The sequence below is a fragment of the Flavobacterium sp. ZB4R12 genome, from assembly GCF_048276375.1.
Taxonomy (GTDB): domain Bacteria; phylum Bacteroidota; class Bacteroidia; order Flavobacteriales; family Flavobacteriaceae; genus Flavobacterium; species Flavobacterium gawalongense.
Genome location: NZ_JBLNKS010000001.1, coordinates 114,986 through 138,551 on the forward strand (window position 1 = coordinate 114,986; position 23,566 = coordinate 138,551).

19 protein-coding genes, 1 tRNA gene and 1 pseudogene are annotated in these 23,566 nt (G+C 35.1%); 5 read left to right on the forward strand and 16 right to left on the reverse strand.

What is annotated here, in order from left to right; translation table 11 throughout:
* The first annotated feature begins 98 nt into the window (after positions 1 to 98).
* Positions 99 to 1,253: a beta-ketoacyl synthase N-terminal-like domain-containing protein gene (locus ACNO7W_RS00475; RefSeq protein WP_417936599.1), complete on the forward strand. Its 1,155-nt coding sequence runs from the start codon at positions 99 to 101 to the stop codon at positions 1,251 to 1,253.
* Between the two features lie 156 nt (positions 1,254 to 1,409).
* On the opposite strand, the gene ACNO7W_RS00480 is transcribed toward ACNO7W_RS00475, so the two are convergent.
* Entirely contained in the window at positions 1,410 to 1,898 is a 489-nt protein-coding gene (locus tag ACNO7W_RS00480; protein WP_417936600.1) for a regulatory protein RecX, read from the reverse strand.
* Between the two features lie 302 nt (positions 1,899 to 2,200).
* Here ACNO7W_RS00480 and ACNO7W_RS00485 point away from each other — a divergent pair, with 302 nt between their 5' ends.
* The gene (locus ACNO7W_RS00485; RefSeq protein ID WP_417936601.1) at positions 2,201 to 4,792 is read left to right on the forward strand and encodes a T9SS sorting signal type C domain-containing protein; all 2,592 of its coding nucleotides are present in this window, start codon (positions 2,201 to 2,203) and stop codon (positions 4,790 to 4,792) included.
* A 94-nt stretch (positions 4,793 to 4,886) separates the two neighbouring features.
* Here ACNO7W_RS00485 and ACNO7W_RS00490 read toward each other — a convergent pair whose 3' ends face one another.
* On the reverse strand, positions 4,887 to 5,366 hold the full coding sequence (locus tag ACNO7W_RS00490; RefSeq protein ID WP_417936602.1) for a regulatory protein RecX: 480 nt from the start codon (positions 5,364 to 5,366) through the stop codon (positions 4,887 to 4,889).
* A 293-nt stretch (positions 5,367 to 5,659) separates the two neighbouring features.
* Here ACNO7W_RS00490 and ACNO7W_RS00495 point away from each other — a divergent pair, with 293 nt between their 5' ends.
* On the forward strand, positions 5,660 to 9,115 hold the full coding sequence (locus ACNO7W_RS00495) for a T9SS sorting signal type C domain-containing protein (protein ID WP_417936603.1): 3,456 nt from the start codon (positions 5,660 to 5,662) through the stop codon (positions 9,113 to 9,115).
* A gap of 93 nt (positions 9,116 to 9,208) precedes the next feature.
* Here ACNO7W_RS00495 and ACNO7W_RS00500 read toward each other — a convergent pair.
* The 5 genes and pseudogenes from ACNO7W_RS00500 to ACNO7W_RS00520 form a co-directional block, all read right to left on the reverse strand.
* Positions 9,209 to 9,976 (reverse strand): annotated as a pseudogene (locus ACNO7W_RS00500) (cupin-like domain-containing protein).
* Positions 9,977 to 10,154: 178 nt separating this feature from the next.
* Positions 10,155 to 11,240 (reverse strand): biotin synthase BioB, encoded by a 1,086-nt coding sequence (gene bioB / locus ACNO7W_RS00505; protein WP_143387225.1) that lies wholly within the window; start codon positions 11,238 to 11,240, stop codon positions 10,155 to 10,157.
* A gap of 98 nt (positions 11,241 to 11,338) precedes the next feature.
* A complete protein-coding gene (locus ACNO7W_RS00510; RefSeq protein WP_143387224.1) occupies positions 11,339 to 11,773 on the reverse strand; it encodes a hypothetical protein in 435 nt (144 codons plus the stop codon).
* Between the two features lie 104 nt (positions 11,774 to 11,877).
* A complete protein-coding gene (locus tag ACNO7W_RS00515; protein WP_143387223.1) occupies positions 11,878 to 12,327 on the reverse strand; it encodes a hypothetical protein in 450 nt (149 codons plus the stop codon).
* A gap of 122 nt (positions 12,328 to 12,449) precedes the next feature.
* Positions 12,450 to 13,379 (reverse strand): bifunctional riboflavin kinase/FAD synthetase, encoded by a 930-nt coding sequence (locus tag ACNO7W_RS00520; RefSeq protein ID WP_143387247.1) that lies wholly within the window; start codon positions 13,377 to 13,379, stop codon positions 12,450 to 12,452.
* 161 nt (positions 13,380 to 13,540) lie between these two features.
* On the opposite strand from ACNO7W_RS00520, the gene ACNO7W_RS00525 reads away from it, so the two are divergent.
* Positions 13,541 to 16,276 (forward strand): reprolysin-like metallopeptidase, encoded by a 2,736-nt coding sequence (locus ACNO7W_RS00525; protein ID WP_417936604.1) that lies wholly within the window; start codon positions 13,541 to 13,543, stop codon positions 16,274 to 16,276.
* Between the two features lie 50 nt (positions 16,277 to 16,326).
* On the opposite strand, the gene pth is transcribed toward ACNO7W_RS00525, so the two are convergent.
* The 3 genes from pth to ACNO7W_RS00540 form a co-directional block, all read right to left on the reverse strand.
* Complete coding sequence (gene pth / locus ACNO7W_RS00530) at positions 16,327 to 16,953, reverse strand: aminoacyl-tRNA hydrolase (RefSeq protein ID WP_417936605.1); 627 nt, start codon at positions 16,951 to 16,953, stop codon at positions 16,327 to 16,329.
* A 381-nt stretch (positions 16,954 to 17,334) separates the two neighbouring features.
* Entirely contained in the window at positions 17,335 to 17,946 is a 612-nt protein-coding gene (locus ACNO7W_RS00535; RefSeq protein ID WP_143387221.1) for a 50S ribosomal protein L25/general stress protein Ctc, read from the reverse strand.
* A 103-nt stretch (positions 17,947 to 18,049) separates the two neighbouring features.
* Positions 18,050 to 18,991 carry a ribose-phosphate pyrophosphokinase gene (locus ACNO7W_RS00540; protein ID WP_417936606.1) on the reverse strand — a complete coding sequence of 314 codons (942 nt, stop codon included), beginning with the start codon at positions 18,989 to 18,991 and terminating at the stop codon, positions 18,050 to 18,052.
* A gap of 291 nt (positions 18,992 to 19,282) precedes the next feature.
* On the opposite strand from ACNO7W_RS00540, the gene ACNO7W_RS00545 reads away from it, so the two are divergent.
* Positions 19,283 to 19,362 (forward strand) — tRNA-Leu (locus ACNO7W_RS00545).
* Between the two features lie 47 nt (positions 19,363 to 19,409).
* On the opposite strand, the gene ACNO7W_RS00550 is transcribed toward ACNO7W_RS00545, so the two are convergent.
* The 6 genes from ACNO7W_RS00550 to ACNO7W_RS00575 all read right to left on the reverse strand — a co-directional run bounded on the left by ACNO7W_RS00550 (position 19,410) and on the right by ACNO7W_RS00575 (position 23,547).
* A complete protein-coding gene (locus tag ACNO7W_RS00550; protein ID WP_417936607.1) occupies positions 19,410 to 19,697 on the reverse strand; it encodes a hypothetical protein in 288 nt (95 codons plus the stop codon).
* Positions 19,698 to 19,778: 81 nt separating this feature from the next.
* Complete coding sequence (locus ACNO7W_RS00555; RefSeq protein WP_417936608.1) at positions 19,779 to 20,441, reverse strand: hypothetical protein; 663 nt, start codon at positions 20,439 to 20,441, stop codon at positions 19,779 to 19,781.
* Between the two features lie 66 nt (positions 20,442 to 20,507).
* A complete protein-coding gene (locus ACNO7W_RS00560) occupies positions 20,508 to 21,302 on the reverse strand; it encodes a tetratricopeptide repeat protein (protein ID WP_417936609.1) in 795 nt (264 codons plus the stop codon).
* A 25-nt stretch (positions 21,303 to 21,327) separates the two neighbouring features.
* Positions 21,328 to 21,639 carry a helix-turn-helix domain-containing protein gene (locus ACNO7W_RS00565; RefSeq protein WP_417936610.1) on the reverse strand — a complete coding sequence of 104 codons (312 nt, stop codon included), beginning with the start codon at positions 21,637 to 21,639 and terminating at the stop codon, positions 21,328 to 21,330.
* Complete coding sequence (locus ACNO7W_RS00570) at positions 21,636 to 21,935, reverse strand: addiction module toxin RelE (RefSeq protein WP_417936611.1); 300 nt, start codon at positions 21,933 to 21,935, stop codon at positions 21,636 to 21,638. Before ACNO7W_RS00570 ends, ACNO7W_RS00565 begins: the two co-directional genes overlap by 4 nt.
* Positions 21,936 to 22,365: 430 nt before the next feature.
* Entirely contained in the window at positions 22,366 to 23,547 is a 1,182-nt protein-coding gene (locus ACNO7W_RS00575; RefSeq protein WP_417936612.1) for an aldose epimerase family protein, read from the reverse strand.
* Positions 23,548 to 23,566: the final 19 nt, after the last annotated feature.

The window sequence follows — 23,566 nt, forward strand, 5'->3', positions numbered from 1 at the left end:
ATTTATAACAATAAAGGTGCATTTTGCATGTATAAATTTTCAAACCCTCGTGAACTTTGCGAAAAACTTTGCGACCTTTGCGGTTAAATAACAATATTTTGCCCAAAATAATCTCTATAACCGCTATTGCTTCCATCTCGCCATTAGGGAATACACCAGACGCTATTTGGGAAAATTATCTTAATGCGAATCATTGTTTTACAGAACGCGAATTAGATCATAAAAAAACTTATGTTGCTTCACTAGACGCTATTTCGAAACAAGTTGTTGACACATTACAACAATCGGATAACAAATATAAATTTTTAGATAAGTCGGTTTTGTATGCTATGGCCGCTTCTCGAAAAGCCATGCAAAATGCGGGATGGGCTAAGAACGATATTTTCGGAATAAACATAGGTTCGTCTCGTGGCGCAACTGATTTATTTGAAAAGCACTATCAGGAATATTTAGAAACGGGGAAAGCACAAACTTTGGCATCTCCAACTACAACTTTAGGGAATATTTCTTCTTGGGTTGCCCACGATTTGCAAAGTTCTGGTCCAGAAATATCGCATTCTATAACCTGTTCTACGGCTTTGCATGCAGTTTTAAATGGGGTGGCTTGGCTTCGAGCAGGAATGGCTGATAAATTTCTGGTTGGAGGTAGCGAAGCTCCTTTAACAGATTTTACAATTGCGCAAATGCGGGCTTTGAAAATTTATTCGAATAGTAAAGAGGATTATCCTAACCGAGCTCTTGATTTCGAAAAGAAACAAAGCACCATGATTCTTGGTGAAGGTGCCGGCGTTTGTTGTCTTGAAATAGGTAAAAAAGAAAATGCGTTGGCTTATATCGAAGGGATTGGGTATGCTACGGAAATTTTGGAACATAATATTTCCATTTCGGCAGATGCGACTTGTTTCCAGAAATCAATGAAAATGGCTTTACAAAATACGGATTTGTCCGAAATTGATGCGATTGTGATGCACGCACCAGGAACCATAAAAGGTGATTTGACTGAATACAGAGCGATTGAGAAAGTTTTTGGTTCGAACTTGCCTTTGTTGACCACCAATAAATGGAAAATTGGACACACTTTTGGCGCTTCGGGAATCTTGAGCATGGAACTGGCTATTATGATGATGCAACACAATACCTTCATCGGAGTCCCTTTTGTGGAAGCGCAAATACAAACAAAACCTATTAGAAAAGTATTGATTAATGCAGTTGGTTTTGGAGGTAATGCGGTAAGCGTGCTCTTGAGTTTGTAATTGGCCAAAAAGATAGCATACGAATTGAGAAAGATTTTACAGATTCATATGGATTGAAAATTTTAAGCTAATCCGTTAAAGTCGTGTTTCAATTCTCAAAATGTTTAGCATGCAGATTATGCAGATTCATACGAATTGAAAAATTCAAAATGGGTGCTAATCCGTTAAATCCGTGTTCCAATTTTCAAAGCTTCGAGCTTTTTCATACACCAAATTGCTTTCAAATCCCCGGCGCAACATATAATCACAAAATTTCTTTCGTTTTTTTAGCATATTTGTTTCTCGGATGGATTCCCAATGTCTTTCTGCCAGCGTATTGAATGTTGCTGCATATTCCTCAGGTGTAATTTCTTTTAGGGCAATATTAATAAGGGTTTGTGTTATTTTTTTTGACTTTAATTCGTTCACAATTCTAATTTTCCCCCAATGTTTTATGCGGTGTTTGCCTCTTGCAAAACTACAGGCAAAACGTTCTTCGTTGAGAAAATTATCACTGATGAGATGGACCATAATGGTGTCAATTTCCTCGGAGTCCATCTTCATGCTTCTCAATTTTTGCACCACTTCTTCGTGACAACGTTCCTGATAGGCGCAAAAATGTTCTATTTTTTGTATAGCATCTTTAATTGAGAAAACGTTTTTCATGTGTCGGTTTTGGTTTTTTTGGAATTGTAATTTAACTATTAATAACGAACAAAACAGGTATTTATAAATAAATTATCTTATTCAAACTAGAGGATATTTTTTATTATGTAAAGGTTTCCTGCCTATTTTTAAAATACAAAAATATAGAATTTACATATAGCAGCAGTACAACGGACAAAGAGGTATTTGAACGGTTTATTTTTATTTATACCATAAGGTTTCTTAATTTTGTATAAGAGTTATGTTGTTAATTATCAATGACATAGGCTGTATTTTTTTATGATAATAATACACAAATAGTCATGAAAACACTATTACATAAACCAAGGGTTTTCATCATTGTGTTGCTGTTGTTCGCTTTTTCTGGAATTGTAAATGCACAATGTTCTATCGCGACAACGACGAATGCAAGCACACTAACTTGTAGCTCGTTTACGGGCTGCACTGTAATATATATCGGAAATGTTACTCCTACTCCAACCACAACCTTATACATGAATGCAGAATTAAATCTAACTTGTTTAGGTCCAATTCAATTAATTGTTAGAAGCGGAGCAACACTCGATTTTTCTTCGGGGAATAACCGTTTGTATCTTAAGGAAGGATCTTCAATAATTATTCAGTCTGGGGGAGGTTTGGTTGGAGGTTCGTGTAATGCATCGGAACGGATATATATCGGTACCAATTTACTTGCGAGTTGCAACGGTGGTGCCGGGGCGGATGTCAGTTTTGCTGATATAGTGACTTTAGGCGGGACAGGGAGTGCAACATCGAACTCCCCTGTTTGCGTTGGGAATCCCATCAATCTTTCGGCTGCTCCACCACCAAATGGAGGTCCCTATACTTATTCATGGTCCGGCCCTGGGATTACTGCTCCAACATACAGTAACAGTCCGAATTATACTTTGTCAGCTACGGTTAGTGGGATTTATCAAGTAAAAATGAAAAGCACAATGCTTAATACTAGTGTTACTCCTAATGTGCCTTTTATAATGATTGCTGAAACCACAGTAACTGTAAATACTGGGTTGTCGACAGCGGCGCCAACAGCAAGTGTAACATTACAGCCCACCTGTTCCACGCCAACAGGAACGATAACCATAACAGCACCAACTGCTGTCGGAATGACCTACAGTATTAATGGATTAACATATACAAACACAACAGGAGTTTTTACTTCAGTTGCTATAGGAACTTACAGCGTGACTGCAAAGAATTCGTCTGGGTGTATCTCACCAGGAACAAGTGTTATCATTGCACTGCCGACTAAAACTTGGGGTGGAAGTTCATGGTCTCCTAGTGCTCCAACAAGTGCAGATAATATCGTTTTTAATGGAAGTTACAGCTCTTCTTCTGACCTAGCAGGTTGTTCTTGTCAAGTCGCTACAGGTACTGTAGTCATTAATCCCGGACATACCTTAACCTTAACCAATGGGTTAACTGTTTCGGGAGGATCGTTGACATTCGAAAACAACGCCAGTTTAGTGCAAATAAATGATGCAGCTGTAAATACGGGCAATATAACTTACAAACGAAAAACTACTCCGGTTGGTAAATTCGATTATACGTATTGGTCATCACCAGTTTCTCCTCAATCACTGTATAATGTGTCGCCTAATACGGCTTCGGATACGTTTTTTTCATTTGATGCTACTGTAGAGAATTGGAAGCAAGAAAATTCAGCTTCCGTTATGTCAGTTGGTATTGGTTATATCATTCGAGGACCAGAAGGTAATCTGTCACCAGCTATTTATGAGGCCTTTTTTATAGGGGTGCCAAATAATGGGGCGAAATCGCTAACTGGTATTGGTGCAGATAGGTCATATCTTTTAGGAAATCCATATCCTTCTGCTTTGGATGCCGATAAATTTTTACTTGCAAACAACACGGTTTTAGATGGCACTATTTATTTCTGGACACACAATACGCCAATTGCTATAGGTACACCTAATCCGGGATCTGGGCTATATGCGTACTCTTCGGATGATTATGCTTCTTATAACGGAGTTGGAGGAACAGAAACGCTTTCCGCCGTAAGTGGCGGTGTAATGCCATCAGGGAAAATTGCAGCCGGACAAGGGTTCTTTACCTCAAGTCAACTTCCGTCTTCGTTTTCTGGAACTACGATTGTTTTCAATAACAGTATGCGTGTTGTGGGTAATAATTCTCAATTCTATAAACATAACACAGAATCGAACACAAAATCCGCTAACTCAGTTGTAAAAAATCGTATTTGGTTGAATTTAACTAATGCACAAGGTCTTTTCAAACAAACATTATTGGGCTATGTTACAGGTGCTACTAATGGATTAGACAGTTCTTTTGATGGGGAAAGTTTTAACGGAAATCAATATGCGGATTTTTACAGCATTATTCAAGATAAGAATTTAGTGATTCAAGGCAGGGCTTTGCCATTTGATGAAAATGATATGGTACCGTTAGGCTATAGTGTTACAATTGCAGGCGGTTTTACTATAAGTATTGATCAAACAGACGGTGTGTTAGCGAATCAAGAAGTATTTATTGAAGATAAAAAAACTAATGTTATCCATGACCTGAAACAAGGGCCTTATAGCTTTACCGCCGAGAAAGGAACATTCAATGACCGATTTGTATTGCGTTATACGAATAAAGCTGAAATAGGGAAAAGTTTTAATATACAAGAAAATGTAGTTTTGGTTTCCAGTAAAAACAGGCAAATAGAAATCAATTCATCAGTTGAAACGATAAATAAAGTTCAGATGTATGACTTGTCAGGAAGATTAATATATCAAAAAAGAAATGTAAACACCAATGAATTGGTTATTTCTAATTTAGTGCAAAATCATCAAACTTTGTTGGTTAAAATTGTATTGCAAAACGGTCAAACGGTCACTAAAAAAAATGTTAATTAAAGAGAATTAGAAAGGTATTTATTCGGATGATCTGATGTTTAAATACTGTTTATTACGCTTAAAGGCTTATTTTAATCCATGAATTGAATCCGTGTTATCCGTATTCCAAATGCTCCAACTCTTTTACTTTCTCAAAGACTAAATTATTTTCATAACCCCGACGTAACATGTAGTCGCAAAATTTATTTCGTTTTTTCATCAAATTAGTTTCTCGTATGGATTCCCAGTGTCTTTCTGCCAGCGCATGAAAAGTTGTCGCATATTCTTCAGGAGAGATTTCCTTTAGTGCACTATTGATAAGCGTTTGTGTTATTTTTTTAGACTTTAATTCATTGATAATTCTAATTTTACCCCAATGTTTAATGCGGTGTTTGCCTCTGGCAAAACTACAGGCAAAACGTTCTTCGTTAAGAAAATTATCACTTATAAGATGTACCATAATGGAGTCAATTTCTTCGGAATCCATTTTCATACTTCTTAATTTCTGTACTACTTCTTCATGGCAACGCTCTTGATAAGCACAAAAATGTTCAATTTTATTTATGGCCTCTTTTATGGAAAAAACTGGATTCATCAATTTTGGTTTTTAAGATTGGAAATTTAAGTGTTTATAATTAATTAAAGTACAGCTAAATGCGTTTGAAATAATTGAAATAATTTCTTAAGGAGTAAAGGTTTTTAAAATTATTTGTATAAATATAATTTTTTAATCTCCTAAAAACGGCGATACAACAGATAAATACGCATATGAACGACATTATTGTGCTTTTGTAATTTTTTTTATAAGGTTTGTGTGAATTATAGGTTTTTACTTATCGAATAATACAAGTTTAGAATTGAATTTATTTAAATTTCACATAAAATAATATGACCAAAAAATTACTCTTTACTCTTTTTATAGTCTTGATTCATACTTTTGGTTTTGGTGCAACTAAAACTTATTTAGGTTCTGGTAATTGGAATACAGCGGCTAATTGGTCTCCGGCTGGAATTCCAACATCTAGTGATGACGTAATTATCTCATCTGGAAAAACTGTTGCTATTACTGAAAATGCAGAAGCTAAAAGCATTAGTTTATCTGGATCTTTAACTATTAACGATGCGAAATTATTAACTGTAGGAAGTAACTCAGTTTGGGGTGATTTTACAGTTAATTCCGGAGGGAGTTTTACTATGGGGTCGGGTAGTGATTTAGCGACTCTAGTAGTCTACGGTAATTATATAAATAACGGAATTACTAATTTTTGGAAAAGTGATGTTGTAATTATTGGTGATTTATTAAGTCCTGCGACTTCAGAATTGCAAAAGCAAGGTAATGTTGTTGTTGGTGGAAATATTATTGGAGATTTTAAGATTACGGGAAGCGAAGTTGGGGTAATTTATGCTGTGAATCCCAATGCTACGGTAACAATTATTCCAGCATCAATTGATAGTAATGTTACACCGGGCACTCAAGTTCCGGCAACACCTAGTAATACTGCTTTATCAGCTTTAGTTAATGCCGTAATTTATGGAAGTGACTGTCCTTTTACTATAACCGGAACAACTAGTATTTCGGGGTGTGTAGGAGGTACAGCACTATTTACAGCTTCAACATCCGGAAGTTCGCCTTCCTATCAATGGGAGGTTAATATGGGTTCGGGCTGGAGTGATTTGGTTAATAACACTGTTTATTCTGGAGTAAATACTTCAAATCTTGCAGTTAGCAACATCACCGCAGGAATGAATAATTATAAATTTAGAGCTAGAATTACAGCATCTGGCTGTACTGAAAAGGGGAATTATGGCTTCTTAACGGTTAGTCCTTCGCCTACGTTTACTACTCAACCAGTAAATCAATTGGATTGTGAAGAAAGTATTGTTACTTTTAAAGTAGTTGCAGGCGGAACTGGGACATTGACCTATATTTGGCAACGCAAAAGACCTTCAGACGCTAGTTTTACTGCAATTCCCGTCGAGACGAATGTTTCTTATCCAAATCCAGGGGAAATTCGACTTCAGAATGTAGGGTCATCGCTTTCCCCAAATGGAACACAATACCAAGTTGTTGTTTCAAATGGTACTTGTAGTGTAACTTCTATCGCTGCACAACTTTCAGTAAATGAAATAACGGACATAACTTCACCGTCACTAACGCCTTCCCAATCTGTAATGGATGTAACGCTTTGTTATGGGACTAATTATTCTTATAGTGCTGCAATTTCAAATCCCTCAAATGGACCTGTTTCATACCAATGGAAAAGCCAGACAGTATCGGGGTCTTGGAATAATGTAGTTGATGGAGCTCATTTTTCGGGTTGTACAACAGCTACCTTGAATATAATTAACGGGACTCCCGCAGAATCTGCTAAATACCGTGTTGATATTGTGTATAGTCGAACAGGTGGAAATTGTAGTGTGAGCAGTTTTTCAAAAATCCGATTATTAACTTTTCTTCCGCTAATGTTATTTCCTGCGATCGTAATTACACAGCCAACCTGTTCAACACCTACAGGAGTTATAAATGTGACTGTTCAGAGTGCTACGGATACGTATAGTTTTGATAATGGTGCTAACTACCAGGTTAGTAATGTAAAATCAGGTTTAGTAGGTGGAACGTATAAAGTAATAATAAAAAACATAGGTGGATGTGTTTCCTCGGTTACGAATTGTGTTATAGCTGGATCAGTTGTGGCTACGTGGAATGGAAGTGCATGGTCGCCGAGTACTCCTACAAGCATTGATAAAATAATTTTTAATGGAAGTTATTTTTCTTCTGGGGATGTATCGGGCTGTTCGTGTCAGGTTACTTCAGGAACGGTTACTATTGCTTCGGGAAATACGATGGCTTTGACCAATGAAGTTACTGTTTCTGGAGGATCATTAACTCTCGAAAACAATGCCAGTTTAGTGCAAATAAATGAGAATGCTATAAATACAGGAAATATAACTTATAAACGAATCACTACTCCAATTCGTAAGTTTGATTATACCTATTGGTCTTCTCCAGTTGTTGGATATGCCTTAGGAGGTGTTTCCCCTAATACGAGTTTGTTCTATTCTTTTGATGCTGTTGTAAATAATTGGAAACAAGAATCAGCAGCAACTGTTATGTCAAAGGGGATTGGTTATATCGTCCGTGGACCCCAGAATTATGATTCAGTTACTGCTGCCGATTTTCCAGCCGTTTTTGTGGGTGTTCCTAATAACGGAGCTTTTTCCCTTACCGGTATTAGTGCAGATAAGTTGTATCTTATAGGAAATCCGTATCCGTCCGCCTTGGATGCAGATAAGTTTTTAACTGATAACAGCTCTGTTCTTGATGGAACTCTTTATTTCTGGACACATAATACGGCAATTCAATTGGCTACAAATATTACTAATGGTTCTGCAGGTTCTGGGACTTATGCGTATACTTCGGATGATTATGCCTCTTATAATCTTACCGGAGGAGTAGGTACAACTGCTATTTCTGGAGGAACCGTTCCTTCTGGTAAAATTGCGTCGGGTCAAGCATTTTTCACCAGTAGTAAACTTGCTCCAACAGGTAGTAGTGTTGTGTTTAATAATACTATGAGAGTAGGTGTAGGAGGAATAACAGGTGATAATTCCCAGTTTTTCAAGATGACTAAAAGTTCGAAAACGATAAGTGCAATCGAAAAACACCGTATTTGGCTTAATCTAACCAATACACAAGGTGCTTTCAAGCAAATGTTAGTTGGTTATGTTTCAAATGCTACCAATGGATATGATAATGCTTTTGATGGAGAAAGTTTTGATGGGAACCAGTTTGTTGATTTTTATAGTGTCAACCAAGATAAAAATTTAACAATACAGGGAAGGGCTTTGCCTTTTGATGAAAAAGATGAGGTGCCATTGGGCTATACTTCTACAATAGAAGGTGCTTTTTCAATAGCTATTGATCAAGTAGATGGATTACTAGTGTCACAGGATATTTTTATTGAAGACAAAAACACCAATGTTATTAATAACCTAAAACAAGGAGCGTATAATTTTTCTACAGAAGCAGGTACTTTCAACGACCGTTTTGTATTGCGGTATATCAATACTATTACCAATAAAACTTTAGTAACAGGTGATTTTGAGACATTAGATAATACAGTTTTAGTTTCTAATAAAAATAAACAAATAAAAATCAATTCATCGGTTGAAGCCATAAACAAAGTTCAGGTATATGATTTGTCAGGAAAATCAGTTTATCAAAAAATAAATGTATATACTAATGAGTTAACTATATCTAATTTAGTTATAAACTATCAGGCATTGCTTGTTAAAATTGTATTACAAAATGGTAAAACTGTAACTAAGAAAATTGTAAATTGAGATGTGTGAATATTAAACAGTCAAACTAAAAAATCAAAAAAAATGGATGTAGATATAAAACGGGATACCTTGACGAACTTTGGAGTTCGTCTCCTACTTTATATTTAATTTTTTGTGGGTACGAATTATGGATTCTTTGTTTTTATAATCTATCCATTTCTGCCCCTTTAGTTTACGCATCAAAACATCAAAATAACGCATAATAATTAGATTGTAGACTGCTTTGGATAAGTTTGAAATTTTTCAAGGAAAAGCCCGTAAACTCATTGAAAAACCAGGTTCGAGATATTTCATATAATGCCAATATCCTTCAGGTATGTATAACATTTCGCCATGATTTAGTGTGCAAATGTATCCTTTTGCTTGTTTTAAAGCGGGCCATTTATCGAAATCAGGATTGTCAAAATCAATATCTTCTCGACAGATTAATGAGTAGGGAATTTTATATAAAAAAAAGGAGTCTGATGTGGATCAAATAAAACGCATTGTTTTTGACCATCAAATTGAAAATGAAGTATGTTCGAATAATCGATATCAAAGTGCATGAATACTTTGGCGTTTTTACCTCCAAAAAAAAGCATCGGTAATTGTTTTATTAAACGTAATCCCACATCGGGGCATTGAAAATCCTTGTGAAGAATGGGTAATCTCTTCATTAAATCATAAAGAAATATTCTGTAATTGGTAGGTTTTGATTGTAATAAATCAATATAATCTGCCATCTTCATTTTGGCATGGGCCTCATTAAAACCATCTTTGTGAGAAACAGGTGTTATCATACAAAGGAACTGCTTTTTCACCTGCAATCGATTTGATATAGTTGAGGTTCCATTTTTTGTATGCTGGCCAATCTTGTGTCAATTTTTCAACAACTAGTGGCTTTTATTTTTTGATATAATTAGTATGAAAATCGTCTTTCGAAATGGTTTTAACACGTTCTATTTCGATGAGATTTATTTTCATGGATAAAAATTAAAAAATGCTCTTAATTTTTAGGCTAAGAGCAAAATTAGAAAAGCTTTAATTTAGGTAGAATCTATTATTTTTCTTTAGCCGATGCTTCAAGATTTCTGTCTATCGTATGTCCTGGTCTCGACCATTTTGGTTTTTCGCCAAGAGGAGCAAATTGAGAATCTGCAGCTTCAACCGTTTGTGGTTGAGAAACTTTTGTAAATGGTTTTTGAGGATTCAAACCTAACATTTCAAACATTTTCATGTCTTCATTTACATCAGGATTTGGGGTAGTTAACAGTTTATCTCCTGCAAAAATAGAATTGGCACCGGCAAAGAAACACATGGCTTGTCCCTCGCGGCTCATGTTCATTCTACCTGCTGATAGACGCACTTGAGTTTCCGGCATGATAATTCTGGTGGTAGCCACCATTCGGATCATTTCCCATATTTCAACTGGTTTTTCTTCTTCCATCGGGGTTCCTTCAACAGCAACCAATGCATTTATTGGCACTGATTCAGGTTGTGGATTTAATGTAGAAAGTGCTACAAGCATTCCTGCTCTGTCTTCGATACTTTCTCCCATCCCGATTATTCCACCACTACAAACAGTAACATTCGTTTTACGAACATTCTCTATGGTTTGCAAACGGTCTTCAAATCCGCGTGTTGAGATTACTTCTTTATAATATTCTTCTGAAGTGTCTAAATTGTGGTTGTAAGCGTATAAACCTGCTTCTGCCAAACGGTGTGCCTGGTTTTCAGTGATCATTCCAAGGGTGCAGCACACTTCCATATCCAGTTTGTTTATGGTACGAACCATTTCAAGCACTTGGTCAAATTCAGGACCGTCTTTTACATTTCTCCAAGCCGCTCCCATGCAAACACGAGAGGATCCGCTTGATTTTGCGCGCAAAGCCTGTGCTTTTACTTGGCTTACGGACATTAAATCATTGCCTTCAATTTCGGTATGATAACGGGCAGCTTGTGGACAATAGCCGCAATCTTCCGGGCATCCACCAGTTTTTATTGACAATAAGGTCGAAACTTGAACAACATTGGGGTCATGATGTTCTCTATGAATTGAAGCTGCTTCAAAAAGCAAATCCATCATAGGCTTGTTGTATATTGCGATAATTTCGTCTTTCGTCCAGTTATGTTTTGTAATGCTCATCGATACGATTTTTTGATGCGCCAAAAGTAGTCAAATTGTTCTAAAGAAGCAATGTAATAGCCTTGAAAAGCCAATTAGAAACAATTTAATGGCTAAAATTAATCCGTTGCATGGCGGTTGTTCCAATATAACATTAATAACATGGTAACAATTACTGAAGATGCGATCCCTTCAAAAAGCAAACAAATGGAATAAGTGTTGACTGATGGATTTCCGCCAAACAAAAAGGTTTTGGGCAATGATTTTACATAGGAACCACCATTCATGGAACTGTAAATAACTAATCCAATGATGCTTAAAAATACTCCTATGAGTGAAGTGATCATTGCCGAAATAGCATTAGCAACAAAATTTTTTTTGCCTTCTGCGAGATTCATTTCGATGGTCCTGTTTACGCCATAAAAAACAAAAAATACATTAATGAGACGCAAATAAAATACATCGGCGAATCCCAATGCATTCATCAGCAAAAAATAAACCCCAATTCCGATGAAAATAATACATCCGTTCAATAATTCTTTTGGTAGTTTCATGCGCTAGTTTTTAAAATTTAAAAATAGAATACATGTTTGAATTAAAAAAGGTATGTCTTTTTTGAAATCGATACAAATCAGTAAAATTTTGATTTCTTATTGATTTAATTTTGGTGTTTATCGGAAGTATAACGAGTGTCCCAATACAACATTAGCATAAATGTTACAATTACGGCTGATACGATTCCTTCGAAAAGCAAAGAAATGGAATAGGTCATCACTGATGGATTTCCTCCGAACAAAAATGTTTTTGACAATGATTCCACATAGGAATCACCACCTTTTGAAAAACTGTAAATGATTAGTCCAATGATGCTTAAAAACACCCCTGTGAGCGATGTGATCAATGCTGAAACAGCATTTGAAACAAGAATTGTGTTGCCTTCTGCAAAATTTGCTTTTAAGGTTCTGTTGGTTCCATAAAATACAAACAAGATGTTAAATAGGCGTAAGTAAAGCACGTCGGCAAGACCCAAAAGCTCCATTGACAAAAAGTAAAGTCCAATTCCGATGAAAATAATAAATCCGTTGTAAAATTCTTTTGGCAGTTTCATATGATTAGTTTTTAAAAAAGTTAAAAATAATACCGCTATGATAAACAATACATTATGTATCAAATTTACAGAAAATATGACAATATTTTATGAAATGTGTTAAAAAATAATTTATGAAAAATCTAAATTTTATTTAGATAGGCTATCGCAGTTTTTTTGTCTTTTTCAAGTTGCTCTTTTAAAAGCGCAACAGATTCAAATTTTTGCTCTGAACGAATTCTGTGTAAGATAGAAACCCTTATTTTTTGATTGTATAAATCTTCATTGAAATCAAAATAATGGATTTCTATAGATTGACTTTCTCCATCAACAGTAGGGTTGAATCCAATATTCATCATACCAAAAACGGTTTTTTGATTGATGGTGCTTTTTACAATATAGACCCCGTTTTGTGGGATAAGCTTGTAGTTTTCTTCGATTTTTAAGTTAGCCGTTGGAAAATTTATAGTTCTTCCCAATTGTTTTCCTTTGATAATAATTCCGGTCAGAAAATAATCGTATCCTAAATAGTTATTGGCCAAAGCCATATCTCCTTCTAATAAAGCTTTCCTGATTTTGGTAGAACTCACGGAAATATCATTTATTTCCTGAACGGATATTTGCTCCACTTCAAAATCATATTGTTTTCCAAAAGCTATAAGATCGTCAATGTTAGCAGTACGATTTCTTCCAAAACGGTGGTCGTAACCAATAATTATTTTTTGGATATGAAACCGATCCACAAGAACAGTTCTCACGAAATCTTCGGCAGTTAATCTGGAAAAAGTTTCATCAAAAGGATGGATGACAAGATTTTCAATGCCTATTTGTTCCAATAAGTCTATTTTTTCGTCTATGGTATTGAGTAGTTTTATGTCAGAGTGTTCCTGTAAAACCATTCTGGGATGAGGAAAAAAAGTAAGAACTAAACTTTCGTAATTCTCATTTTTAGTTTTTTGAATTACTCTCTCCAGAATTTTTTTGTGACCAATATGAACTCCGTCAAAAGTACCCAAAGTTAGGATTGTTTTTTTTGTGGAACTGAAATCGTTTATAGAATGAAAAATCTTCAAAGCAAATATTTTATAATAGTGCAAATTTATACTATCTATTTTAAAAGTAACGGTATGAGGAATTGATTTTCGATAGAATTTAGCGTAGGTTTCTAAAAAAAAGGGATTAAAAACCAAAAAGCGAGATATTGAAACTAATATTTCATTTAAAATATTAGCTAATGGATCCATACATTAACATAAATGCTTTAATTTTGAAGTACAAATATTTTCAAATCATGAAAAGAATTATACTATTCTTTATAATTGTTCTTTCTAATTCAACCATCCATGCTCAAAATGGCTCTCCTTGGAAAAGAATTAATCAAGATATGGTTGGTGTTTCAGACAGAAACGGTGCGAAGCCAAGTGCTGATAATCAATTGTTATTCAAATTAGACGAAGTTGCTATAAAACAATCTTTGGAGCCACTTCAGAATAAAACAGCCAAGGAAAACAGAATCGAAATTGCTGTTCCAAATAGGAATGGTGTTTTAGAAAAATTTTTGGTGTGGGAGTATTCTAATTTTGAACCGGAATTGCAAGCTAAATATCCAGATATACGGGCTTATGCCGGTATTGGAATTACAGATCGTAATGCGTCACTTTATTTCAGTTTGTCACCCAAAGGAATTCAGACCATGATTCTAAGAGGGGACAGTGGATCAGAATTTATTGAGCGGTATTCTAAAGACAAAACGGTTTATGTTCTTTTTGAGGCTAAAAGCAGAATTAGAGGAAGTTTGCCTTTTAGTTGCAAAACGGAAGATGTAGCTTTAAACAAACTGTTACTAAATAAAACCGGTAAAATTTCAGCGAGCAACCAAGTTTTTAAAACTTTAAAGCTTGCTTTGTCCTGTACGGGTGAATATACTGCTTATTTTGGGGGAACTGCAGCTGGTGCTCTGGCCGGAATGAATGCAACCATGAGCAGAGTGAATGGTATTTTCAATAAAGATTTGGCCGTAAAATTAAGCATTATCGCAAATGATACCGATATAATTTATACTGATGCCGCTACCGATCCATATTCTACAGTGGTTGATGAAGCTCCAGTAGGGTGGAGCCAAGAAGTACAGACCACTTTGACTACTGTTATTGGAAATGGAAATTATGATGTAGGACATTTATTTGGTGCCACAGGTAGCGGTGGAAATGCTGGCTGCATTGGCTGTGTGTGTGTAAATCCTACAATTGATAATCCTTTAGCAAAAGGGAGTGCTTATACTTCACCAAGCGATGCGAAACCAGAAGGTGATGCGTTTGATATAGATTTTGTAGCTCATGAAATGGGGCATCAGCTGGGTGCAGAACACACCTTTTCATATGTCCTTGAAGGTTCTGGAGTTAGTGTCGAGCCAGGAAGCGGTTCTACGATTATGGGGTATGCAGGAATTACTGCAAATTATGATGTTCAAGCTAATTCGGATGATTATTTTACTTATGTAAGCATTAAACAAATTCAAGATAATCTTTCTTTAAAAACTTGTGGAACAAGTACACCAATAAGTAATAGTCCTCCAACAATTAGTGCCGGTTTAGATTATACTATTCCTAATGGAACAGCTTTTAAGTTGATAGGAACGGGTTCTGATGTTGATGGTAATACTATTACTTATTGTTGGGAACAAAATGACACAGCTACCACAACGAGTGGAGCAAATAGTGTTGCTTTCTCAACTAAATTAGATGGCCCGCTTTTTAGATCTATGTATCCAAGCAGTTCCCCAATTCGCTATATGCCTGCTTACAGTACGGTGTTGTCTAATAAATTGACTACGACTTGGGAATCTGTTTCTACTATTGCGAGAACACTCCATTTTACCTTAACCGGCAGGGATAATGCGGCTCTTGGAACAGCACAAACCAATACCGATGAAATGATTGTAAATGTAAGCGGAACAGTTGGTCCATTTGCAGTTACGTCACAAAACACAGAAAATTCAAGTTGGTTTCAAGGAACAACACAAACGGTAACTTGGAGTGTAAATGGTTCAAATGCTTTGGTTGGATCAACAAATGTGAATATTAAGCTTTCTACGGATGGAGGGCTGACTTTTCCTACAATACTGGTTTCTAATACTCCAAATGATGGTTCTCAAACAATCACAGTTCCAAATATTACAGCAAAAAATTGCAGGATTTTAATTGAGCCAACAGGGAATATTTATTATGCTGTAAATGGCAAGTCATTTGCAATTGGATATTCGATTACTTCTTCTTGTGCTACTTATACTTTTGCAGCTCCTTTCTCCATACCGGAATCGCAGACTTATACCTCTAAAACAATTAGTGTTCCTAGTACAACTGGAACTATAGCAGATGTAAATTTTGCAGTAGGTCTTACCCATTCGTATTTGTCAGATGTGCAAATAGAGATGGTAAGTCCGCAAGGGACTACTGTGAAATTATTTGAAAGAAGTTGTGCAGCTATGAATAGTAGTTTGTCGTTGAATTACGATGATTTGGGAGGTTCGCTTGTTTGTGGAACAACTACCGCTCAAACTGTATCTCCATTTGAACCATTAGCGACTTTTAATGGGGAAAACCCTCAGGGTATTTGGACTTTTAGAGTTCGTGATGCTTATACAGGAGATACTGGTACATTGGATTCGGCATCAATAACTATTTGTACACAAACGTTTACTTTAGCGACATCTGATTTTAAAATTACTGATGTTGTCTTGTATCCAAATCCCAACAAAGGTAATTTTAACTTAAAATTTACCAGTGATTCTACTAGTAGAATAAAAGTACTAGTGCACGATTTGTCAGGCAGAAAAATTTTCGAAAAAGAATATGGAATTCAACAAAATTTCAATGAAAATATCCAATTGAAAAATGCTCAACCCGGACTTTATTTATTGACAGTGATTGATGGAGATAGGAAAGAATCGAAAAAAATAGTGATTGAATAATCAAAATAGAATTTACTAAAAAAGGGAAACGTGATTATGTTTTCCTTTTTTTATTTTCCATTAAATGTGGTCATGGTATTTTCTAATCCTGCAGTTCCAAAAGATTTTATAATCTCTGAAGCTAATTCTAATCGCTCCGGAAGTGCCGTTTTTTCAACATCATCCCAGTCGCCAAGGACATAATCAACTTGTTTTCCTTTCTTGAATTCGTCGCTAATCCCAAAACGGAATCGGGTGTAGTTCTGCGTATTCAGGACAAGATTGATGTTTTTCAATCCATTGTGTCCGCCATCGCTTCCTTTTGGTTTGATGCGAATAGTCCCAAAAGAAAGATTCAAATCATCTGTAATGACTAAAATATTTTCCAAAGGAATATTTGCTGCCGTCATCCAGTATTTAACGGCTTTTCCGCTCAAGTTCATATAGGTATTGGGTTTCAAAAGTAAAAAGGTTCTTCCCTTGAATTTATATTCGGCAAGGGAGCCCAGTTTTACGGTTTCGAAGTTGATTCCTTCTTTTCTGGCAAAGAAATCGACTATTTTAAAACCGATGTTGTGTCTCGTGTTTACATATTCGGCGCCAATGTTGCCGAGTCCAACTATTAAAAATTTCTTCATACAATCCGTATTGTCTTCTATTTTTGTTGATGAGAATAAATTTGAAATCCATTTTATCATGCTGCAAAAATAGACTTAATCTGTTAATTAAGGAAACTTGTGTGTTGGAAAATGTTTTGTGGGTAGCGGAAGAGGCCACCCCGCCTTGCAGGCACCCCTCCAGAGGAGGGGAATGCGCACGACTTCCCCTCCTCTGGAGGGGTGCCTGCAAGGCGGGGTGGTTTTTTTGCCAATCTTGTAATAACCCCAAGAACAAAACCATAAAACCCAATTAGCCCCGATGGAAGGGAAAATCCTTTTTTGAGGCGATTTTTTTTCGACTCAAAAAAGATTGGAATGACAGTGGGAAACCTATTTCCTAAAAAGCCTAATCTTTCGCTGCTATTCAAAAAAAAAGCATCAGTTTTACAACTGATGCTTTCTTGAATGATTGAAAAAATATTATTTTTTCTTTCCTTTTGCAGGAGCTTTCGCTGCTTTTGCTGCTTCTTGAGCTGCTTTCATAGCCGCACGAGAAATTCTTACTTGAGCAACAACAGTGTTGTCAGGGTGAATCAATTTGTAGTTGTCAGAAACAAGTTTCGTAACGTACAATTTGTTACCCATTTCAAGTGGAGTAATGTCAGCTTCAATAAAATCCGGAAGATTTTTTGGTAAAGCTTTTACTTTAAGTTTACGAGTGTTCAAGCGTAAAACACCACCAGCAAGAACTCCTTTAGAAGTTCCAACCACTTTTACAGGAACTTCCATAGTGATTTCTTTGTCATCAAATAATTGAAAGAAGTCAATATGTAAAATCTTGTCAGACACCGGGTGAACCTGGATGTCTTGTAAAACAGCGTTAAATGATTTTCCTTTTCCAAGATCGATCTCAACTGTGTGAGCGTTTGGAGTGTAAACCAAGTTTTTGAAAGCCATAACTTCTGCTGAGAAATGAACTGCCTGATTTCCTCCGTATAATACGCAAGGAACCAATCCAGCATTACGTAAGGCTTTAGTCGCAACTTTGCCCACGCTTTCTCTTTCTGATCCTTTAATTGTAATCGATTTCATTGTAAAAAAAATATAGTTATTAAATAATATTACTTGTTTGGCTTTTAGCTTTTGGCTATCGGCATTTTGTGTAATGAGATTGCTTCGTTGCTGGCAATGACAGTTACATTATAAATTTTCCACTAATGGAATTGTTGTGGTGCACCATGTGCATAACTTCAGCAAAAAGAGGTGCACAACTCAACACTCTTATTTTGTTTGATGCTGCCTTCAACGGAATAGAATCGGTAACTATCAATTCGCTCAATTGCGATTTTTCTATTTTTTCGTAAGCATCACCTGATAAAATGGCGTGTGTACAAATGGCTCTTACGCTTAATGCTCCTTTTTCGATCATTAAATCTGCGGCTTTCGCCAAAGTGCCTCCGGTATCAATCATGTCATCCACTAGGATTACATTTCTGCCTTTTACCTCACCAATTAATTCCATGGTGTCGATAATGTTTGCCTCTTTTCTTTGTTTGTAACAAATAACTACGTCAGATTCTAAGAATTTAGAATAGGCATAGGCTCTTTTTGAACCACCCATATCTGGCGAAGCAATCGTCAAATTATCTAAACCTAAACTTTCTACATAAGGTATAAAGATAGTTGAAGCAAAAAGATGATCTACTGGTTTTTCAAAGAATCCTTGAATTTGATCAGCATGCAAATCCATGGTCATTACTCTTGTTGCGCCTGCAGCATCTAATAAATTAGCTACTAATTTAGCTCCTATCGGAACTCTTGGCTTGTCTTTTCGGTCTTGTCTTGCCCAACCAAAGTAAGGAATTACTGCAGTAATGTGTCTTGCCGAAGCCCGTTTTGCAGCATCAATCATCAGTAACAATTCCATCAAATTATCTGCAGTTGGAAAAGTCGAACAAACGATAAAAACGCGTAAACCTCTGATAGACTCTTCGTAAGAAGGTTGAAATTCGCCATCGCTGTATTTAGCCATGGTAATTTTGCCTAACGGAATTCCGTATTTCTCAGCTATTTTTTCTGCAAGATAGACACTTTGTGAACAAGCAAAAATTTTAGCTTCTGGTTCTAGGTGTGACATTTAATTTGTTGTTTTTATTCCGCTACGCTCCATACAATTCGGCTTTGTCATTCTTCTAAAGCCGGATGTTTGTATACGCCTCGGGTGTAGTTAGTTGTGTGTTCCGTTTTTAGCGAGGTGCAAATTTATAAAATTTATTCAACTCTGAAAGGAAAAATTTAAGTATTTTTAGTTGAACATTTAATATTATTTTTTACATTTGCACCGTGTTAAAGGAATTGATGGTTGATTTAAATACAATCACATCTTTTATTGCGTTGAAATAACTGTCGTTATTTCATGTCTAGCTAAGCCCGGATGGCGGAATTGGTAGACGCGCTGGTCTCAAACACCTGTGGGAAACCGTGCCGGTTCGACTCCGGCTCCGGGTACAAAAACCGCTTCGAAAGAAGCGGTTTTTTTGGTTTTATGGGGTTTTCTATATTTTTATAAGCGATATTACTTGAAATAAGAAGGTAATTATTACGGAATGATTGTTTTGTAATAATGAAGGTTCAGGATCAATCAAATGTATTAAGACTATCGCTATTCGTACAATTGATAAAATAACTTTTGCCAATTTTTCTTTTTCTCTTTTTAAAAGTTGCTTTTTACGCTTTTTGGTTTTAAAGTTTTTTAGAAAATCTTCTAAAATGTTTTTTACCCCTGCGTTAATTTCGCTTTGTAGTTGTTGGGGTGTTGTTTGAAGGATTTGGAATTGTTGCATAGTTGAAATATTTTACATTTATTTCAACAAAATTAATTGGGGCAAAATTTAGATATTCGCCCATTCGTTCGCCCATCCTATCTATTTAAGTTTATCTAAATAGTTTTTGACCTCTTCTATGTGGTTATTCGAGGTGTATTTATTTCTGTCTTCCTGGCTGCCTTCATTTAAAACATTAATATTTCCTTTAATTGTTCTAGGCGTTCCGCTTATTAGTTTTTGAATAACTTTAAATGAGTTTTCTTTTGAAAGTTTTTTTATTTTATCTAATTCAAAAAATCCAAGTTCTTTGAGTAAAGCAATTTTATAAGGTGTTTTTTCTTCTTGTTCAATTTCCTCTTTTGTTGTCTCTGTATTAGGTAAACTTTTAAGTTTAGCCTTGTAAAATTTTGAACGTATGCCTTCCTCTCTTTTTTCTTTGAAAATGTATTTTTGTCTAAATTTTAAAAAGCGGTCTTCTAAATTGGCTTCAAAATCTTTTTTATCAGTTTTATCAAAGCCTCTTTTAATGAAATTTGCAACTATTCCTGTTTTCTTAATTTCCTGATATACTTCATCATCGGATAAATCGCATTTTCTTTTATATTCTAATTCTAATTGGTTGAATTGCTCAATCTTGCTTTCTATGAAGTTTCTTTCTGTCTTTTCAGGGTTTTCAATTAAGAAAATCATTTTATCTGTATTGTAACCTTCTTCATAGTATTTAATATTCATACGATTATTAAACGTTTTGTTATCTTCCATTTGCCTGTAATTTGAACTTTAAAATTATTGCTAATCAGAACATTTCTTTAAATTCCACAATGTTGTTTATCCCTTGAAATTTCTGTTTCGATTGAATATGTTATTTGATTCTTGTTCTTTTTCTAATTTTGCAGCATTATGATTAGGGTCTATTGACCTTGTGTAATCGGCTATAGAGCCTAAGTAGTTTCGTAAATGATATTTTGCAATCCCTCTGTTTTTATATGCATCTTTAAAATGTCTGTCAAGCTTTATGGCTTTTGTATAATCTTGTATCGCCCCTCGATAGTCTTGTAGAGAACGCTTTGCATTTCCTCTATAATAATAAGCACTCGCATAATTAGGATAAATTTCTATTGCTTTTGAGTAATCGGTAATTGCTCCTAGATAGTGCTTAAGGGAATGCATTACGAATCCTCTTCTATAGTAAGCTTCGCCATAATTTGGGTCAACTTCAATTGCTTTTGTGTAATCTTCAATTGCACTTTGGTAGTCTTGTAAGTGGAACTTTGCATTTCCTCTGCTATAATATGTACTTGCGTGGGCTGGCTTGTAAATTTCTATAGATTCGGTACACCTTTTTATTTCTCTTTGAAGGTGTTCCATAACATTTTTTTCATCCCTTTGTTTGCTTGTTTTGTTTTCTTTCATTAAATCATAATGGAATTTTATACCACAAATAACACAAAAAGGGAGAGCAGTCCATCCAACGGCATCTGTGTTTTTATAATATATGTCTTCTGAAATAATACCGAATTTTGATAATGCTAAACTACCTATAGTGAAAAGAAATATTATGCCTACCCAGAGTAAAAAAGGGATGAAAAAAAAACATATAAAGTACCTCATTATTTTGTTCATTGCTTATTTTGGAATTTAACTGCTTTTAACTTTCTTTCACTTGCAACGTCAACCCCAGCGCATTGATAATTTGTACAAAATTAGAAATCTGCAAATCGGTTTTACCTTGTTCTATTTTTGCAATGTAGGCACGTTCTTTGCCTATTTGGTCGGCTAATTGCTGTTGTGTTAAATGTTTTTCTTTGCGTTTTTCTTTTATTAATTCGCCATAGTAAAAAGACAATGCGTTTTTAGAAAACTCTTCTCTCTCAGGTGTTCCTTGTTTGCCGTATTGTTCGTCTAAATAGTCGTTAACACTATGAGTTTCTTTTTTTAACTTCTCGATATTTATTTTCATTCGTTCCATTGTTCTAATATTTTAATTGCCTTTTTTATTTGTTTGTCGTAGTCTTTAGTCGATTTTTTTATAAACCCATTTAGAAATAGTATCTCCTTACTTTGGGTTATATTATCGTGGTCTAATGTAAATACGATTACACGATATTCATTATTAACTAACTTCTTGGCGACTTTAGAATTAATTACCGATTGGGTTTTTATTACCTCAAATAAGTAATTTATTTTAGTCTTAACATTGGTTTCAGATAGGTTTATAAATTCTAAAAACTCATCTGTAAATTGTAAATTTCTCATTGGTTAATCTTTTGCAAATGTAATTAATTCGTTACTAAAAAACTAATTATTATTTATGCAACGTTTTTATTAGTTTGATTTGTGGTTGTTTTAATCTAAAATTACGATTATGCTCTTTAAAATTATTGGTAACTAGTCAAATATACTAAATGTCATAATACATTTTACTATTTTATCACACCTTCTTTATCACATAAGTCACAATTCCCCATATGATTAATTGGGTTTAGAATGCGTTAAGATTATTCGATTTTCTTAACACGTTATTCAAGTCGTGGAAAATTTAGGCCGTAATAAATTGCATAAAAAACCCCGGAAATTTTACTTCCGGGGTTACTAACTAATTCCATATGATAAACCAAACCATTCAACTTATTAATTATGGGTATAGAAAACTAATCTATAATAGTTAGTGTTTTTTATTGAATTTTTATTTAACCGAAAACTTAAATGTTGTTTTTGTCTTGTAATTCTCTCCGGGGTTTAAAACCGTAGATGGAAAATCTTTTTGATTTGGAGAATCTGGATAATGTTGTGTTTCTAAACATAAACCAGTTCTGTGAGCATAAGTTCCACCGTTTCTCATTGGTAAAGTTCCATCTAAAAAGTTTCCGGTATATAATTGTATTCCTGGTTGATCGGTGTATACTTCAAGCAATCTTCCGCTTCCTGCATCATAAGCAGAAGCTGCAAAACGTTCTCCTTTGCCTTGATTGTTTAGTACCCAACAATGATCGTAACCCAATCCTTTTTTCAACTGATCGTCTTTAGCTTCTATGGCTGCCCCAACAACTTTAGGTTTTCTAAAATCGAAAGGTGTATTCGTTACATCGGTCAATTTACCAGTTGGAATCAATGTCGCATCTACTGGAACTAATTTATCCGCATCGATAGTTATTTCATGATCTAAAATTGGTTTAGAAAAATCAGATGATAGGTTAAAATAAGAATGTTGCGTCAAATTCACAATTGTTTTCTTGTCTGTAGTCGCTTCGTAAAGTACGTCTAATGAATTATCATTTTTTAGCGTGTAGGTTACAAAAACAGTCAGGTTTCCTGGATAACCTTCTTCCATATCTTTACTCACATACTTCAATTTTAAGGATGCGCTGTCTCCACCTTTTGCTTCAGCAGCAGTCCAAACGACTCTGTGGAATCCTTCTGGCCCACCGTGTAATGCATTTGGTGTATTATTGATCGCTAAAGAATATTCTTTTCCGTCCAAAGTAAATTTACCTTTTGCAATTCGGTTGCCATATCTTCCGATAAGGGCTCCAAAATACGGATTGGGTTTCATGTATTGTTCCAAAGAATTAAAACCAATAACAACTTCTTCTGAAACTCCAGCTTTGTTAGGAACTTTTAGAGAAGAAATAATACCACCATACGTGATTATATTTACTTCCATTCCTTTTTGGTTTTTAAGCGTGTAACTGTCAATTTTTTCGCCTTTTGGAGTAGTTCCGTAAGCGGATTTTTCGATAGTTACCATTTCTGTAGCTTTTGCCTCTTTAGTCGTTTCTTCCACTTTTTTATCACCTTTACATTGAACATTCATACCTGCTAAACTTATTATGGAAACACCATAAATACAACGTTTTAATACATTCATAATTACTTGTTTTTAGTTA

Excerpts from the sequence above, each read along its gene's own strand:
- ACNO7W_RS00565 (WP_417936610.1), bottom strand. The coding sequence starts at position 21,639 with ATGAAAATAAATATCGAGAAGTTAAAAAAAGAAACTCATAGTGTTAAC.
- ACNO7W_RS00480 (WP_417936600.1), bottom strand. The coding sequence starts at position 1,898 with ATGAAAAACGTTTTCTCAATTAAAGATGCTATACAAAAAATAGAACAT.
- ACNO7W_RS00540 (WP_417936606.1), bottom strand. The coding sequence starts at position 18,991 with ATGTCACACCTAGAACCAGAAGCTAAAATTTTTGCTTGTTCACAAAGT.
- ACNO7W_RS00575 (WP_417936612.1), bottom strand. The coding sequence starts at position 23,547 with ATGAATGTATTAAAACGTTGTATTTATGGTGTTTCCATAATAAGTTTA.
- ACNO7W_RS00535 (WP_143387221.1), bottom strand. The coding sequence starts at position 17,946 with ATGAAATCGATTACAATTAAAGGATCAGAAAGAGAAAGCGTGGGCAAA.
- ACNO7W_RS00510 (WP_143387224.1), bottom strand. The coding sequence starts at position 11,773 with ATGAAACTACCAAAAGAATTATTGAACGGATGTATTATTTTCATCGGA.
- ACNO7W_RS00495 (WP_417936603.1), top strand. The coding sequence starts at position 5,660 with ATGACCAAAAAATTACTCTTTACTCTTTTTATAGTCTTGATTCATACT.
- ACNO7W_RS00555 (WP_417936608.1), bottom strand. The coding sequence starts at position 20,441 with ATGGAAGATAACAAAACGTTTAATAATCGTATGAATATTAAATACTAT.
- ACNO7W_RS00485 (WP_417936601.1), top strand. The coding sequence starts at position 2,201 with ATGAAAACACTATTACATAAACCAAGGGTTTTCATCATTGTGTTGCTG.
- ACNO7W_RS00525 (WP_417936604.1), top strand. The coding sequence starts at position 13,541 with ATGGATCCATACATTAACATAAATGCTTTAATTTTGAAGTACAAATAT.
- ACNO7W_RS00490 (WP_417936602.1), bottom strand. The coding sequence starts at position 5,366 with ATGAATCCAGTTTTTTCCATAAAAGAGGCCATAAATAAAATTGAACAT.
- ACNO7W_RS00515 (WP_143387223.1), bottom strand. The coding sequence starts at position 12,327 with ATGAAACTGCCAAAAGAATTTTACAACGGATTTATTATTTTCATCGGA.
- bioB (WP_143387225.1), bottom strand. The coding sequence starts at position 11,240 with ATGAGCATTACAAAACATAACTGGACGAAAGACGAAATTATCGCAATA.
- ACNO7W_RS00570 (WP_417936611.1), bottom strand. The coding sequence starts at position 21,935 with ATGAGAAATTTACAATTTACAGATGAGTTTTTAGAATTTATAAACCTA.
- ACNO7W_RS00550 (WP_417936607.1), bottom strand. The coding sequence starts at position 19,697 with ATGCAACAATTCCAAATCCTTCAAACAACACCCCAACAACTACAAAGC.
- ACNO7W_RS00560 (WP_417936609.1), bottom strand. The coding sequence starts at position 21,302 with ATGAACAAAATAATGAGGTACTTTATATGTTTTTTTTTCATCCCTTTT.
- pth (WP_417936605.1), bottom strand. The coding sequence starts at position 16,953 with ATGATAAAATGGATTTCAAATTTATTCTCATCAACAAAAATAGAAGAC.